We start from the raw sequence: 16,016 nt of genomic DNA, 5'->3' as shown, positions 1-16,016 counted from the left end.
GCCACGAGCGTAGGTCCTTGCGTAGTGCGAACTTTGGTCGGTTCAGCACGGCAACCTACGCTCGTTCTCTTTTACACCGCATCTCGGACGTGACCTGCCGGTGATCGGGAACATCGACTCGGCATGTTCGACGATGGGCGGTCGCCACAGTCCTGGTAGGCCTTTCGTGTCGAGATGCATTGGTCCATTATACGAACTGGAGTTCGATATCGCTAGGGAGATCGCTTCCCTCTCCCGATCCGCTTCCCTCTTCCGATCTGGGTGAACACGGTCGGGCGGCGGCTGGGCGTGCGCCGGTGGACCTACGTGGCTGCGTCTGCGCGGTGAGCTTGCGCGGGCCGGCCTTGCGAGGGCGGATGCATGCGTTGGGGGATCAGTGAGGGAGAGAGGCCCGCGAGTGGGCCTGCTGGTGGATCCGCCCGGCATGGCTCAACGCGGGAACGCGGGCGTTCCGCCGGGGTGTGCATGGCTGCGCTGCGCCGGGTGTCTGTGCGAGGTGCCGACGGCTATGTGTGGCGGGCCTGCGCGGTGGAGGTGTGCGGGCGGGCCTCTGCGGTGGGGATGTGCGACCGGACGTGCGCGGTGCCGTCTCCGTCAAGCGGTGCCGTCTCCGTCAAGCGGTGCCGTCTCCGTCAAGCGGTGCCGTCTCCGTCAAGCGGTGCCGTCTCCGCCAATAGGTTGTACGGGCCTCGGCTGCAGGCAACTGACGAACCGGCGGCGTCTCCCCTGCGGATGGCGGATGACACCCGCCGTCATGCCATCACCAGGGGAATGCGGCGCCGCTGAACAAGGGGCCACTCATGCTGACGTACGACAGAGGGCATGAAAGCGGGGCGCGCCGATCACATGGCGCGCCCCGAAAACAGGAGTGGTCAGAAGGACTCGACGGCTCGGCGGGCCTCTGCGTCGAGGACGCCCCAGCTGATGAGCTCCTCCGTCAGTTCGCTAGGCGACTTGTCGTAGATCACGGCCAGGGAGCGCAGGTCCTCCTGGCGGATCGACAGGACCTTCCCGTTGTAGTCACCACGCTGGCTCTGGATGGTGGCCGCGTAACGGGCGAGTGCCCCGGCCTTCTCCTTCGGCAGCGTCGCAAGGCGTTCCAGGTCGATCACAAGCTTGGGTGTCGGGCCGAGCGGGCTGGGCGCGGCACCGCCGGGCAGCAGCTCGGAGACGGGCACCCCGTAGAAGTCGGCAAGCTCGGCAAGCTTCTGAACCGTTACAGCGCGGTCGCCACGCTCGTACGAACCTACGACCACGGCTTTCCACCTGCCACGCGACTTCTCTTCGACTCCATGCAGGGACAGCCCCTGCTGGGTGCGGATGGCGCGGAGTCGTGCACCCAGCGACTTTGCGTACTCAGACGGCATCGTGTGGCCCCCCGGCTCTCGTATGTATCGCTCTCAGTAGATTGTGCTCCCTTGCGGCGAATGCCCGTGCCACCGGGGGGTGTGGTGCCTGGCTCGGCACCATCGGTAGCCATGGCTCTGGGGTTACCCCATAACGCCGCGCAGTGTGGTTACGCACAGTGACGGTAAAGGGGTGGACGCCTAAGGTCAAGCTGATTGGAAAAAAGATGCCGAATCCGATCCGGGATGGAACGACTTAATAGCCCCTCTTGTCCCACTGGTAACACTACTTCGTCACTGTTTGCCCCAGTGACATCCATGGTGAAATCACCTCGAAATCCGTGTCAGTGATCGCGTAGAGGTCGAGGTGAGGGGTGGTAAGAGGGCATTGGGGAGGGTCGGCGGGGAGCGGCCAAGAGGGCGCGGCAGGGCGGGGCGGGCACGCGACAAGGGACGTCGGACAGCCCGATAAGCCGCGAAGCGCGTGGCGCCGGGGTCAGGCTTGACGGGTTAGGATCATCACCGGAGACGTGGCCGCGCGTACGATCTTGAGCGACGTGTCCCCCAGGAAGACCCGCCGCAACGGCCCCGCGTTGCTGGAGGCGCAGATGAGCAGTTCGCCCGGCAGCCATGACGTCTGCCCCATGGCCTCTGCCACGTCGCGGCCCTCCAGGATCTCGAACTCCGCCCGGAGAAGCGGCCGATGCCCGCTGGCCGCCTCCGAGAGGTCGGCCGCCACCTGGTCGCGGAGCCGGGTGAGCATGTCCTCCTCGACCTTGTGGCGGCGTACACCGCGGATCACCAGCGTGACCAGCCGCAGCGGCACGTCCAGGGTGACCGCCGTCTTGGCGGCGTCCCTGACGGCGGCGTCCGCGCAGGGACCCCGGCGGTAGGCGACGGTGATCCGCTCGAAGGCCGGGGCCGGCGCGTCCGCGTAGCCGCGCGGGGCCAGCAGGACCGGCACCGACGAAGAGTGCAGCAACTGGTCGGCGGTGCTGCCGACCGCGATGCGGCCCTTGCCGCCACCCGGCGCGGAGCCGATCACGACGACATCGGCCGCGCGCCGGCGGGCCAGCTCCACCAGCCCGCGCCCGCTGCCCTTGTGGGTGTGGACGACGTAGTCGGCCTCGTCGCCGGTCAGCGCCCGGGCCTGTTCGAGCGTGGCCTGCGCCTGTTCCTGCAAATACTTGCGCCACTCGGTCAGGTCGGCGCGCGCGGGCCCTGGCGTGGTCCACACGGGCGGCTGCACGTACGCCACCGTCAGCTGCCCCTTGACCTGTCCGGCCAGGAGTACGGCCAGCGCCAGCGCGTCACGTCCTCTCGGCTCGGGGATGAATCCGGCCAGTACGCTTTCGAGCTTCATCTGAATGGTGGCGCCAGGGTCGGGAGGAAGCGCCACCCCTCCTTTCGAAAACAGTATGGAAAGTCTCGGTCACGTTCGGTAATATGTGCGGTAGGTGAGAGCAATGTGACAGGAGGTGCGCGATGGCGATTCGCCGCTCCGCCACCAAACGCCACGGCCTGCCCACAATCGTGCAACTGCGGCTCACGCCCACCCCGGCCCAAGCTGAGGCGCTCGCGGTGGCGGTGCTGTTGTGTAATGAGGCGGCCACCATTGTCTCCCGGCTGGCCTGGCAGCACCGTGTCTTCGCCGTGCTGGAGTTGCATCGGCTGGCCTATTACGAGGTGCGGGCGCAGGTGGCCGGGCTGGGTGCGCAGGCGGCGGTGCGGGCGATCGCCCGGGTCGCCGGCGCGTATGCCAACCGGCGCGCCAGCAAGAAACGCGCTCACATCTTCCGGCCGCGCGGCGCCGTCCCCTACGACGCCCGGCTGCTCAGCTGGAACCGTGACGCCCGGACCGTGTCGCTGTGGTCTCCCACCGGCCGCGTCGCCGTGTCCTACACCGGCCGGCCCGAAGACCTCAAGGCTGTGGATGGGCTGCCGCTCGGCGAGGCCGACCTGATCTGCCGGCGCGGGGTGTGGCTGCTCCAGGTCACCCTCGCTCTCCCCAAGCCGACGGTGCGCGAGCCGGTCGGCGGCTTTGTGGGGGTGGATCAAGGGGTGGCGAACCTGGCGGTCACCTGCGGTGGCGCGGTGCTGCCCGGCCCCGCTCTGGCCGGGCCGATCGGCGGCAACGGGCACGTCCGCACCCTGCGCGAGCGGCGGCACCGCCAACGCCGACGGCTGCAGAAGAAGGGGACCTCTTCGGCGCGGCGGGTGCTGCGTCGCCTGTCCGGGCGTGAGCACCGGATGATGATCGACCTCAACCACCAAATCAGCAAGTATGTGGTGCGTGAAGCCGAACGCACCGGCCGTGGTGTCGCCCTGGAGGATTTGCAGGGTATCCGCGGCCGGGTCAGGGTTCACCGGCTCCAGCGGCGCACCCTGCACACCTGGGCGTTCGCCCAGCAGGCCGCGTTCACTCGCTACAAGGCCGCCCGGGCCGGGATCGCCTTCGTCCTGGTCGACCCTGCCTACACCTCGCAGGGGTGTCCGGAGTGCGGGAACGTGGCCAGGGCGAACCGGCCGGCGCGGGGCCGGTTCGCCTGCACCCGGTGTGGCCTCGCTGGGCACGCCGACCACATCGCGGCCCGCAACATCGCCACACGCGGCATTACGGGCTGGGCTGTCATCAACCAGCCACACGCTACCGGCCTCCCTTCAGCCAGACGGGACCGTGAGAGCAAACCACCGGCTTCAGCCGTTGGTAGTTGATCTGGGCACCTCGGTGTTCAACCGTGAGTGGCTAAAGCCGTACAGGAAGTAACAGATCAGGCCCACCAGCATCCAGAGGCCGAACGCGAGCCAGGTGACGCCGGCGAGACCGGCCATCACGATGACGCAGAAGATCGTGCCGAGGATCGGAGTGGCCGGGAAGAGCGGCGTGCGGAAGCTGCGCGGCAGCTCGGGGCTGCGGTAGCGGAGCACGAGCACGCCGATGTTGACGATGGCGAACGCGAACAGCGTCCCGATGCTCGTGGCCTCGGCGAGCTGGCCCAGCGGCACCAGCCCGGCCAGCACCGAGATGAACGCGGCCACGATGAGGGTGTTGGCGACCGGTACCTGGTGGCGCGGGTTCACCTTCTGGAAGATGTGCGGGATGAGCCCGTCGCGGGACATCGCGAACAGGATGCGGGTCTGGCCGTAGATGACGGTCAGGACGACGCTGGCGATCGCCACGACCGCGCCGAAGGAGACGATCAGGCCCGGCCAGGTGGCGCCGGTGGCGAGGTTCACGATGTAGGAGAGGCTGGCTTCGGTGCGCTCCGGGTCGAAGTCGGTCCACGGCATGGCGCCGATCGCGGCCACGGCCACCAGGACGTAGACGATCGTGACGATGGCCAGGGACAGGATGATGGCCAGCGGCAGGTCGCGCTTGGGGTTCTTGGCCTCCTCGCCGGCGGTGGAGGCCGCGTCGAAGCCGATGTAGGAGAAGAACACCTGCGAGGCGGCGGCCGTGACGCCCGCGACCCCCATGGGCGCGAACGGCGAGAAGTGCCCGGCCCTGAACGCGGAAAACGCCACCACGCAGAAGAAGATCAGCACCGCGATCTTGATGAGCACGAACACGGCGTTGGCCGTGGCGCTCTCCGACGCCCCGCGCAGCAGCAGCCAGGTGGCCAGCAGCACGATGAGGATCGCGGTGACGTTGACCACGCCGCCGTCCTGGCCGGGGGAGCGGGTGATCGCATCGGGCAGCGACCAGCCGAACAGGCCCTGCAGGAACGAGTTCAGGTATTCGCCCCAGCCGACGGACACCGCCGCGACCGACACCGCGTACTCGAGCATGAGGCACCAGCCGCAGATCCAGGCGACGAGCTCGCCCAGTGTCGCGTACGCGTAGGAATAGGACGAGCCGGATACCGGGATCGAGCCGGCCAGCTCCGCGTAGGAGAGCGCGGAGAACAGCGCCGTGATCGCCGCCAGCACGAAGGCCAGCACGACGGCGGGACCCGCCTTCGGCACGGCCTGGCCGAGAATGACGAAGATGCCGGTGCCGAGCGTGGCGCCGACGCTGAACAGCGTGAGCTGCCACAGCGTCATCGTGCGGCGCAGCTCACCGCCCTCGCCGTGGCCGCCTTCGGCCACGATCTGTTCGGTGGGCTTGGTACGGAAGAGCCGTTGGGCGAGTGCCACTTCGAAACCTCCTTGAGCCCTATAGCGTGCTGGTCAGCGGCCAGCGGGCGTTCGGCGTGACGATCGTGCCCGCGGAGCCCTCCAGGATCTGCTCCGCCTGACCGAGTTCGCCGATGGCCGCCATGTCGCCGGTGGTCTCCACGAAACGGCAGACCGCTTCCACTTTCGGCCCCATGGAGCCGGCTGGGAAGTCGAGGGCGCGTAGTTCGTGCGGTGTGGTGTGCGCGAGCTCGCTCTGCCGCGCGGTGCCGAAGTCCTTCAGCACGCGCGGCACGTCGGTCAGGATGAGGAACGCGTCGCATTCGAGCGCCTCGGCCAGCATCGACGCCGTGGAATCCTTGTCGATGACCGCCTCGACGCCCGACAGGCGGCCGTGCTCGTCGCGGATGACCGGGATGCCGCCGCCGCCCGCGCAGATCACCACGACCCCCTCGCGGACCATCTTGCTGATCAGCCGGGTCTCCACCACGCGCCGCGGGGCGGGGGAGGGGACGACGCGCCGCCAGTAGCGGCCGTCGGCCGCGACCGTCCAGCCGTACTCCTTGACCAGCTTGGCGGCCTCGTCCTGCTCGTAGACGGGGCCGACGAACTTGGTCGGGTTCTCGAAGGCCGGATCGACCGCCGACACGAGCGTCTGGGTCACCATGGCCAGGACCTGCCGGCCGGGCAGCGCGTTCTGCAGGGCCTGCAGCATCCAGTAGCCGATCATGCCCTGGGTCTCGGCGCCGAGCGTGTCGAACGGGTAGGGCTTGGTCAGGCGGGGGTCGTTGGCGCTCTCCAGCGCCAGCAGGCCCACCTGCGGGCCGTTCCCGTGGGTGATGATCAGCTCGTGCTTCTCCGCGAGCTTGGCCAGCGTCTTGACCGCGTTGGCGATGTTGGCGACCTGCGGCTCGGCGTCGGCCTTCTGGCTCCGCCGCAGCACCGCGTTGCCTCCCAGAGCGACGATGACCCTCATCGGTCAGATGCCGTCTCGCTCTAGCGGGCAGCTCATGCAGCGCGGGCCGCCCCGGCCCCGGCCGAGCTCGCTGCCCCGGATCGTGATGACCTCGATGCCATTGTCGCGCAGGAAGTTGTTGGTCGTGGTGTTGCGCTCGTAGGCGATGACCACGCCCGGCTCGACGGCCAGCGCGTTGCAGCCGTCGTCCCACTGCTCCCGCTCGGCGGCGTAGACGTCCTGCGTGGGGGTGAGGACCTTGATGTCGTCCAGCTCCAGGGCCCGCGCGATGGCGCGGTGCATGTCCTGCGGCGGGTGGTCGGTGACCTTGAGCTCCTTCTCGGAGTCGCCCGGCTCGATCGTGTACGAGGCCAGCATGCCGAGCCCCGCGTACTTGGTGAACACGCCCACGTCCACCATCGTCATCACGGTGTCCAGGTGCATGAACGCGCGGGCCTTCGGCATGTTCATGGCGATGATCTTCCGCGCGGAGCCGGCCTGGAACAGCCGCTGCGCCAGCATCTCGATGGCCTGCGGCTGGGTGCGCTCGCTCATCCCGATCAGCACCACGCCGCGCCCGAGAACCAGCACGTCGCCGCCCTCCAGCGTGGCCGGGGCGATGGACTGGCCGGGCAGCCACACGTGGAAACCGTCCTTCTGCGGCCGGCCGAACCCGTCGGCGAAGGTCGGGTGGAACTCGTAGATGGCCTCCATGTTCACCGTCTCGCGCATCCGCGCCTTCTTCTTCATCGCGTTGATCGAGACGCCGTCGTACACCCAGCAGGAGGTGTCGCGGGTGAACAGGTGGTTCGGCAGGGGCGGCAGGATGAAGTCGTCGTCGCCGGCCGCGTGGTAGGACATCGACTTCGGGTCGCAGCCGGCCTCGACCATCTCGCGCTTGGTGATGCCGCCGGTCAGGTAGAGCTGCAGGGTCTTGGAGTCCATGGCGTCGAGCGTGTTGCGGATGTCGTCGACGGCCAGCGGGCCCAGGAAGCGCTCGTCCAGGATCCCGTCGAGGATGTGCTTGCGCGCCTCGGGGATCTCGATCGTCTCTTGGAGCAGGTCCGCGAGCATGTGGACCTTGACGCCGCGCTTCCGCAGCACCTGCTGGAACTCCTCGTGCTCCTCCATCGCGCGCTGCACCCACAGCACGTCGTCGAAGAGGAACGCGTCCTTGTTGGTCGGGGTGAGCCGCTTGAGCGCCAGGTCAGGCTTGTGCAGCAGCACCTGGTAGAGCTTGCCCACCTCGGAGTCGACATGGAAGGTCATTGTCTCTGTATCCCCTCGAAGCAGGCGGACGTCAACGCGCCGGCGCCGCCCGCGATGCCGATGACGTGCCCCGCGCGGGGGGTGCCAACACGGGAAAGGGCGGGAAATTACCGAATCGCGGGCCGCCACGGGCAATGGCCCGCCCGAGTTCTGGCTGGTAGCCCCTGGTACTGTGTGTCCCGACCAACACCCTTTTAAGACCCGTCCCGTGAGGCGGGAAAGGTGGTGAGCTCTGCCGTGTCCGACTTCCCGACCGACCAGACGCCCCATTCGAGGGCAGTCCTGGAGGGCCCGGACATTCATCGGGCGCTGACCCGTATCGCGCACGAGATCCTCGAACGAACCAAGGGCGCCGACGGCGTCGTCCTCCTCGGCATCCCGACCCGCGGCGCCACCCTGGCCCGCCGGCTGGGTGACCGCATCGAACGCTTCGAAGGCGTCAAGATCCCCGTCGGCTCGATCGACATCACCATGTACCGCGACGACCTCCGGCTCAAGCCCGCCAGGCCGCTCGGCCACACCGAGCTGCCGCCCGACGGCATCGACGGCAGGATCGTCGTCCTGGTCGACGACGTCCTCTACTCCGGCCGCACCGTCCGCGCCGCGCTCGACGCGCTCAACGACCTCGGCCGCCCGACCGCCGTACAACTGGCCACGCTGGTCGATCGCGGCCACCGCGAGCTGCCCATCCGCGCCGACTACGTCGGCAAGAACCTGCCGACCGCCAAGAGCGAGAAGGTGAAGGTCTATCTGCAGGAGACCGACGGGCGTGACGCGGTGCTCCTCATGAAGGAGGACGCCAAGTGAACCGCCACCTCATCTCCGCGGGCGACCTCGGCAAGGACGACGCCCTGCTCATCCTCGACACGGCCGAGGAGCTGGCGAGGGTCTCGGAACGCTCCATCAAGAAGCTGCCCACGCTGCGCGGCCGTACGGTGGTCAACCTGTTCTTCGAGGACTCCACCCGGACCCGCATCTCGTTCGAGGCGGCGGCCAAGCGGCTGTCGGCCGACGTGATCAACTTCTCCGCCAAGGGCTCCAGCGTCTCCAAGGGCGAGTCGCTGAAGGACACCGCGCTGACCCTGGAGGCGATGGGCGCCGACGCGGTCGTCATCCGCCACGGCGCCTCCGGCGCGCCGCACCGCCTGGCCAACTGGGTGCACGGCAGCGTCGTCAACGCCGGCGACGGCACCCACGAGCACCCCACGCAGGCGCTGCTCGACGCCTTCTCCATGCGCCGCCGCCTGGGCGGCCTCGACGGCCGCAAGGTCACGATCGTCGGCGACGTGCTGCACAGCAGGGTCGCCCGCTCCAACGTGCTGCTCCTGGCCACGCTCGGCGCCGACGTCACGCTGGTGGCACCGCCCACGCTGCTGCCGGTCGCGGTCGACACCTGGCCGTGCGCGGTCTCCTACGACCTCGACGCGGTGCTGCCCAAGTCCGACGTGGTGATGATGCTGCGGGTGCAGAAGGAGCGGATGAACGCCGCCTACTTCCCGAGCGAGCGCGAATACTCCCGCCGCTACGGCCTCGACCGCGACCGCTTCGCCAAGATGCCCGACGAGGCCATCGTGATGCACCCCGGCCCGATGAACCGGGGCATGGAGATCGCCGCCGAAGTGGCCGACTCACCGCGCTCGACCATCGTCGAGCAGGTCGCCAACGGTGTGACCATCCGCATGGCCGTCCTGTACCTGCTCCTCGGGGGAGAGACCGCATGATCGTCCGCAACGTCAGGATCCTCGGCGGGGAGCCCGTCGACCTCCGGATCGAGGACGGGGTGATCGCCGAGATCGCGCCGCGGATCGAGGGTGAGCCGGGGATCGACGGCGGCGGCGCGATCGTGCTGCCCGGCCTCGTCGACCTGCACACCCACCTGCGCGAGCCCGGCCGCGAAGACGCCGAGACCGTGCAGACCGGCACCCAGTCGGCCGCCCGCGGCGGCTACACCGCCGTGCACGCCATGGCCAACACCTCGCCCGTCGCCGACACCGCCGGAGTGGTCGAGCAGGTCTGGCGGCTCGGCCGCGAGTTCGCCCACTGCGACGTCCAGCCGGTCGGCGCGGTCACCGTCGGCCTGGAGGGCCGGCAACTGGCCGAGCTCGGCGCGATGGCCGACTCCGCCGCCCGGGTCCGCGTCTTCTCCGACGACGGCAGGTGCGTCGACGACGCCGTGCTGATGCGCCGCGCCCTGGAGTACGTCAAGGCGTTCGACGGCGTGATCGCCCAGCACGCCCAGGAGCCCAGGCTCACCGGCGGCGCGCAGATGAACGAGGGCGTCATCTCCGGACGGCTCGGCCTGACCGGGTGGCCGGCGGTCGCCGAGGAGGCGATCATCGCCCGCGACTGCCTGCTGGCCGCGCACGTCGGCTCCCGGCTGCACGTCTGCCACGTCTCCACGGCCGGCTCCGTGGAGATCCTGCGCTGGGCCAAGTCCAAGGGCTGGAACATCACCGCCGAGGTCACCCCGCACCACCTGCTGCTCACCGACGACCTCGTCGAGGACTCGCCGGTCGGCGCCTACAACCCCATCTACAAGGTCAACCCGCCGCTGCGCACCCGCGCCGACGTCGAGGCGCTGCGCGCGGCGCTGGCCGACGGCACGATCGACATCGTCGCCACCGACCACGCCCCCCACCCGGTCGAGGACAAGGAGACCGAGTGGTCGGCCGCGGCCATGGGCATGGTCGGCCTGGAGACCGCGCTCAGCGTGGTGCAGGAGGCCATGGTGGACACCGGGCTGCTCGACTGGGCGGGCGTCGCCGATCGCATGTCGATCGTCCCCGCGCGTATCGGCCGTCTGTCGGGGCACGGGCAGCCGATCGAGGTGGGTGTGCCGGCCAACCTCACCTTGTACGACCCGTCCGTCCGCACCGAGGTGGATCCGTCCGCCTTCGCGTCGAAGAGCCGCAACACGCCGTACGAGGGGATGACGCTGCCCGGCCGGGTCGTGGCGACGTTCCTGCGCGGCAAGCCGACAGTACTTGAAGGGAAGCTGGTGTGACTTCAGCGCTACTCGTTCTGGAAGACGGTCGTGTCTTCCACGGAACCCCCTATGGCGCCGAGGGCGAGACGTTCGGCGAGATGGTCTTCAACACCGGCATGACCGGTTATCAGGAGACCCTCACCGACCCGTCCTACCACCGGCAGATCGTCGCGATGACGGCCCCGCACATCGGCAACACCGGCGTCAACGACGAGGACCCCGAGTCGGGCCGCGTCTGGGTGGCCGGCTACGTCGTACGTGAGCCGTCCCGCGTGGTCTCCAACTGGCGGGCCAACCGCTCGCTCGACGACTACCTCAAGGAGCAGGGCGTCGTCGGCATCGCGATGCCCGGCACCCGCGCGCTCACCCGCCACCTGCGCGAGCGCGGCGCCATGCGCGCCGGCATCTTCACGGCTCCCGCCGAGCCGGTCGAGGACCTCATCGAGCGCGTACGGCAGGCGCCGCTCATGGAGGGCGCCAACCTGTCCGCCGAGGTGGCCACGACCGAGCCGTACATCGTGCCCGCCATCGGCGCGAAGCGGTTCACGGTCGCGGCCGTGGACCTGGGCATCAAGGGCATGACGCCGCACCGGATGGCCGAGCGCGGCTGCGAGGTGCACGTGCTGCCGGCCGGCGCCACGTTCGAGCAGATCATGGCGGTCGAGCCGGACGGGGTGTTCCTGTCCAACGGGCCCGGCGACCCGGCCACCGTCGACGTCACGCCGCTGCGGCGGGTGCTGGAGGCCGGGGTGCCGTTCTTCGGCATCTGCTTCGGCAACCAGATCTTCGGCCGCGCCCTGGGGCTGTCCACGTACAAGCTGCGTTACGGGCACCGCGGGGTCAACCAGCCGGTCCAGGACGTACGGACCGGAAAAGTGGAGATCTCCGCGCACAACCACGGCTTCGCCGTCGAGGCGCCGCTCGGTGAGCCGTTCGACACCCCCTACGGCCGGGCCGAGGTCAGCCACGTCAACCTCAACGACCGCTGCGTGGAAGGGCTGCGCCTGCTCGACGGGCGCGCCTTCAGCGTCCAGTACCACCCGGAGGCCGCCGCCGGGCCTCACGACGCCGCCTACCTTTTCGACGAGTTCTGTGAGGTCATGAGCCGTGCCCAAGCGTGATGACATCAGGTCCGTCCTGGTGATCGGCTCGGGGCCGATCGTGATCGGACAGGCGTGCGAGTTCGACTACTCCGGCACCCAGGCCTGCCGCGTGCTGCGCGACGAGGGGTTCCGCGTGATCCTCGTCAACAGCAACCCGGCGACGATCATGACCGACCCCGAGTTCGCCGACGCCACCTACGTCGAGCCGATCACCCCCGAGTACGTCGAGAAGATCATCGCCAAGGAGCGCCCCGACGCGCTGCTGCCGACGCTGGGCGGGCAGACCGCGCTCAACACCGCGGTCGCGCTGCACGAGTCGGGCGCGCTGGAGCGCTACGAGGTCGAGCTGATCGGCGCCGACTTCGACGCGATCCAGGCGGGCGAGAACCGCGAGCTGTTCAAGGGGATCGTCGCCAAGGTCGCCCGCGAGCACGGCCTGAACGCCGAGTCGGCCAGCTCGGTCGTCTGCCACACGATGGACGAGTGCCTGGCCGCCGCCACGGAGCTCGGCTTCCCGCTGGTCGTGCGGCCGTCCTTCACGATGGGCGGCGTCGGGTCCGGGTTCGCCTACGACGAGAGCGACCTGCGGCGCATCGCCGGCGCCGGGCTGGACGCCTCGCCGACCACCGAGGTGCTCCTGGAGGAGTCGATCCTCGGCTGGAAGGAGTACGAGCTCGAGGTCATGCGTGACAAGCACGACAACGTGGTCATCGTCTGCTCCATCGAGAACATCGACCCGATGGGCGTCCACACCGGCGACAGCGTCACCGTCGCCCCCGCGCTCACGCTGACCGACCGCGAATACCAGAACATGCGGGACGTCGCGATCGCGGTCATCCGCGAGGTCGGCGTCGACACCGGCGGCTGCAACATCCAGTTCGCGGTCAACCCGGCGACCGGCCGCATGATCGTCATCGAGATGAACCCGCGCGTGTCCCGATCGAGCGCCCTGGCCTCGAAGGCCACCGGCTTCCCGATCGCGAAGATCGCCGCCAAGCTGGCCATCGGCTACACGCTCGACGAGATCCCCAACGACATCACCAAGGAGACCCCGGCGTCGTTCGAGCCCACGCTCGACTACATCGTGGTCAAGGTGCCGCGCTTCGCCTTCGAGAAGTTCAAGGGCGCCGACCAGACCCTCACCACGCACATGAAGTCCGTGGGCGAGGCCATGGCCATCGGCCGTTCCTTCCCCGAGGCGCTGCAGAAGGCGCTGCGGTCGCTGGAGAAGAAGGACTCCTCCTTCTCCTGGACCGGCTCCCCCCGGCCCAAGGCCGAGCTGCTCGACGAGTCGCGGGTCCCGCACGACGGCCGGCTGCGCACCATGCAGCAGGCCATCCGGGCCGGCGCCACGGCCGAGGAGCTCTTCGAGGCCACCAATGTCGACCCCTGGTTCCTCGACCAGCTGTTCCTGATCGACGAGGAGGCGCGGGCCGTCGGCGAGGCGACCGAGCTGACCGCCGAGGTGCTGGAGCGGGCCAAGCGTCACGGCTTCAGCGACGCCCAACTCGGCGAGATCCGCGGCATCGACGAGGCGCGCGTGCGCGACCTGCGCCACGCGCTCGGCCTGCGGCCGGTCTACAACACGGTCGACACCTGCGCCGCCGAGTTCGCCGCCAAGACCCCCTACCTCTACTCGGCCTACGACGAGGAGAGCGAGGTCCCGTACGGCGAGCGGGAGAAGGTCATCATCCTCGGCTCCGGACCGAACCGCATCGGCCAGGGCATCGAGTTCGACTACGCCTGCGTGCACGCCTCCTTCGAGCTGTCGCGGGCCGGGTTCGAGACCGTCATGGTCAACTGCAACCCGGAGACGGTCTCGACCGACTACGACACCTCCGACCGGCTCTACTTCGAGCCGCTCACCCTGGAGGACGTGCTGGAGGTCGTACACGCCGAGCAGCAGACCGGCCCGGTCGCGGGCGTGATCGTGCAGCTCGGCGGGCAGACGCCGCTCGGCCTGGCGCAGGCGCTCAAGGACGCGGGCGTGCCCGTGGTCGGCACCTCGCCCGAGTCGATCCACCTGGCGGAGGAGCGCGGCGCGTTCGGCCGGGTGCTCGCGGAGGCGCAGCTGCCCGCGCCCAAGCACGGCACCGCGACGACCGTGGCCGAGGCGCTGGCCGTGGCCGAGGAGATCGGCTACCCCGTGCTCGTGCGGCCCTCGTACGTGCTCGGCGGCGCCGGCATGGCCATCGTCTACGACGACGCGACCCTGACCACCTACATGGCGGCCCAGGAGGGCGGCCACCCGGTGCTGGTCGACAAGTTCCTCGACGAGGCCATCGAGATCGACGTGGACGCGCTGTTCGACGGCGACGAGCTCTACCTGGGCGGCGTCATGGAGCACATCGAGGAGGCCGGGATCCACTCCGGCGACTCAGCGTGCGCGCTGCCGCCGATCACACTCGGCAGCAACGACATCAAGCGCATCCGCGCCGCCACCGAGGGCATCGCCCGCGGCGTCGGGGTCCGCGGGCTGCTGAACGTCCAGTACGCCATGTCGGCCGGCGTCCTGTACGTCCTGGAGGCCAACCCGCGCGCCAGCCGTACCGTGCCGTTCGTCTCCAAGGCGACGGCGGTGCCACTGGCGAAGGCGGCGGCTCGCGTGATGCTGGGCGCCTCGATCGCCTCGCTGCGGGAGGAGGGCATGCTGCCCGCCACCGGAGACGGCGGCACCCTGCCGCTGGAGGCGTCGATCGCGGTGAAGGAGGCGGTGCTGCCGTTCAACCGGTTCCGCGGCGTCGACATCGTGCTCGGCCCCGAGATGCGCTCCACGGGCGAGGTCATGGGCATCGACGAGTCCTTCGGCGTCGCCTACGCCAAGTCGCAGGCGGCCGCCTACGGCGAGCTGCCCACCAAGGGCCGGGCGTTCGTGTCCGTGGCCAACCGGGACAAGCGTGCGATGATCTTCCCGGTGCGCGCGCTGGCCGACCTCGGTTTCGAGATCCTGGCCACCGAGGGGACCGCTGAGGTGCTGCGCCGCAACGGTGTCCATGCCAAGATCGTGCGAAAGCAGAGCGAGGGGCCAGGACCGGGAGGTGAGCCCACAAGTGTGCAGTACATCCTCGACGGCGAGGTCGACCTGATCGTCAACACACCGTTCGGCAGCCCGGGCCAGTCGGGTCCGCGGCTCGACGGCTACGACATCCGCACCGCAGCCGTGCTGCGCGGCATCCCGTGCATCACCACGGTCGCCGGGCTCGCCGCCGCGGCCGCGGGCATCCAGGCCATCGTGCGGGGCGATGTCGGCGTACGGTCCCTCCAGGAGCACGCGCGGGCGCTGCGGGCGGCAGGGGCGTAGGGGCTCGATCGACGGCAGGCTCCCGCGGGAGGTGAAGAGGACTGGCCGGCACCCCGGTGCAGGTGACGGGCACGGTGCTGACGACGCGCCGGGTCGACGCCTACCATGCGCTGACCGTGGTGGCGCCCGGCATCGCCGAGCGCTACCGCCCCGGCCACTTCGTGTCCGTCGCCGTGGGCGGGGCTCACACGTCCATGGTGACGCGGCGGGCCTTCTCCATCCACGACGTCAAGCCCGACTACGGCGGCACGGTGGAGCTCGTCTTCACCGTGCGCGGGCCCGGCACCGCGTGGCTGGCCGAACGCCGCGCGCGTGACACGATCGACCTCGTCGGGCCGCTCGGCCGGCCCTTCCCGCTGCCCCGCGACCCGGTCCACTGCGTGCTGGTCGGCTCCGAGTACGGCTCGGCGGTGCTGTTCCCGGTGGCCGACCAGCTCATCGAACGCGGCTGCCGGGTCGACTTCGTCCTGGGCGGGGCCAGCGCGGACCGGGTGTTCGGCGCCATGCGGGCCAGGCGGATGGCGCAGACCACCACACTCACCACCGAGGACGGCTCGCTCGGGCTGCGCGGCAGGGTGACCGACGCGCTGCCCGCGGTGATCGCCGACACGCGGGCCGACGTGGTCTACGCGTGCGCGCCCATGGAGACGCTGCGGGCGGTCACGGCGGTGGCGATGGAGTTCGACATCCCGGTGCAGGTGGCGGTGGAAGAGGCGATGGCCTGCGGGATCGGGGTCTGCATGACGTGCGTGCTGCCGGTCATCGGCGACGACGGGGTGACCCGGATGGTGCGGGCCTGCGCCGAGGGGCCGGTGTTCCGGGGGGAGCGGGTGCGGTTCGAGGACGTGGGGACGATCCCGTTCGACGCGCTGGGGGCGCCCGGGGGCGGTGCTCGCCATGCGGGCTGACCCCTGCGGCCCGCGTCTCGGCTTCGTACGGC

The 16,016-nt window shown here is 69.7% G+C and carries 12 protein-coding genes; 7 read left to right on the top strand and 5 right to left on the bottom strand.

Annotation, left to right across the window (positions count from 1 at the left end; translation table 11 throughout):
- Window positions 1-872: 872 nt before the first annotated feature.
- Both ACGFNP_RS09405 and ACGFNP_RS09400 read right to left on the bottom strand, forming a co-directional pair.
- A complete protein-coding gene (locus ACGFNP_RS09405) occupies window positions 873-1,367 on the bottom strand; it encodes a transcriptional regulator (protein ID WP_026214021.1) in 495 nt (164 codons plus the stop codon).
- 475 nt (window positions 1,368-1,842) lie between these two features.
- Entirely contained in the window at window positions 1,843-2,709 is an 867-nt protein-coding gene (locus tag ACGFNP_RS09400) for a universal stress protein (protein ID WP_393316540.1), read from the bottom strand.
- Between the two features lie 122 nt (window positions 2,710-2,831).
- On the opposite strand from ACGFNP_RS09400, the gene ACGFNP_RS09395 reads away from it, so the two are divergent.
- Window positions 2,832-4,061: an RNA-guided endonuclease InsQ/TnpB family protein gene (locus ACGFNP_RS09395; RefSeq protein WP_393316537.1), complete on the top strand. Its 1,230-nt coding sequence runs from the start codon at window positions 2,832-2,834 to the stop codon at window positions 4,059-4,061.
- Here the strand turns inward: ACGFNP_RS09395 and ACGFNP_RS09390 are convergent.
- The 3 genes from ACGFNP_RS09390 to ACGFNP_RS09380 are packed head-to-tail and all read right to left on the bottom strand — an operon-like array spanning window position 4,044 to window position 7,686.
- The gene (locus ACGFNP_RS09390) at window positions 4,044-5,483 is read right to left on the bottom strand and encodes an amino acid permease (RefSeq protein ID WP_358318505.1); all 1,440 of its coding nucleotides are present in this window, start codon (window positions 5,481-5,483) and stop codon (window positions 4,044-4,046) included. The genes ACGFNP_RS09395 and ACGFNP_RS09390 overlap by 18 nt on opposite strands.
- A gap of 19 nt (window positions 5,484-5,502) precedes the next feature.
- A complete protein-coding gene (arcC, locus tag ACGFNP_RS09385) occupies window positions 5,503-6,438 on the bottom strand; it encodes a carbamate kinase (protein WP_358318506.1) in 936 nt (311 codons plus the stop codon).
- A 3-nt stretch (window positions 6,439-6,441) separates the two neighbouring features.
- Complete coding sequence (locus ACGFNP_RS09380) at window positions 6,442-7,686, bottom strand: arginine deiminase (RefSeq protein ID WP_358318507.1); 1,245 nt, start codon at window positions 7,684-7,686, stop codon at window positions 6,442-6,444.
- A 237-nt stretch (window positions 7,687-7,923) separates the two neighbouring features.
- Between ACGFNP_RS09380 and pyrR the strand changes: the two genes are divergently transcribed.
- The 6 genes from pyrR to ACGFNP_RS09350 are packed head-to-tail and all read left to right on the top strand — an operon-like array spanning window position 7,924 to window position 15,984.
- Window positions 7,924-8,493, top strand: a complete 570-nt coding sequence (gene pyrR, locus ACGFNP_RS09375) for a bifunctional pyr operon transcriptional regulator/uracil phosphoribosyltransferase PyrR (protein ID WP_219532878.1) — start codon at window positions 7,924-7,926, stop codon at window positions 8,491-8,493.
- Window positions 8,490-9,407, top strand: a complete 918-nt coding sequence (locus ACGFNP_RS09370) for an aspartate carbamoyltransferase catalytic subunit (RefSeq protein ID WP_358318508.1) — start codon at window positions 8,490-8,492, stop codon at window positions 9,405-9,407. The genes pyrR and ACGFNP_RS09370 overlap by 4 nt, the downstream gene beginning before the upstream one ends.
- Entirely contained in the window at window positions 9,404-10,690 is a 1,287-nt protein-coding gene (locus ACGFNP_RS09365; protein WP_358318509.1) for a dihydroorotase, read from the top strand. Before ACGFNP_RS09370 ends, ACGFNP_RS09365 begins: the two co-directional genes overlap by 4 nt.
- Complete coding sequence (carA, locus tag ACGFNP_RS09360) at window positions 10,687-11,793, top strand: glutamine-hydrolyzing carbamoyl-phosphate synthase small subunit (protein ID WP_358318510.1); 1,107 nt, start codon at window positions 10,687-10,689, stop codon at window positions 11,791-11,793. The genes ACGFNP_RS09365 and carA overlap by 4 nt, the downstream gene beginning before the upstream one ends.
- Window positions 11,780-15,076: a carbamoyl-phosphate synthase large subunit gene (carB, locus tag ACGFNP_RS09355; protein ID WP_358318511.1), complete on the top strand. Its 3,297-nt coding sequence runs from the start codon at window positions 11,780-11,782 to the stop codon at window positions 15,074-15,076. Before carA ends, carB begins: the two co-directional genes overlap by 14 nt.
- Before the next feature lie 56 nt (window positions 15,077-15,132).
- Window positions 15,133-15,984: a dihydroorotate dehydrogenase electron transfer subunit gene (locus ACGFNP_RS09350; protein WP_214637714.1), complete on the top strand. Its 852-nt coding sequence runs from the start codon at window positions 15,133-15,135 to the stop codon at window positions 15,982-15,984.
- Window positions 15,985-16,016: the final 32 nt, after the last annotated feature.

Origin of the sequence: Nonomuraea sp. NPDC049269, from assembly GCF_043197155.1 — a bacterium.
Taxonomy (GTDB): Bacteria; Actinomycetota; Actinomycetes; order Streptosporangiales; family Streptosporangiaceae; genus Nonomuraea.
The sequence above is the reverse complement of the archived record's forward strand: the minus strand, read 5'-3'. Positions and strand labels throughout refer to the sequence as shown.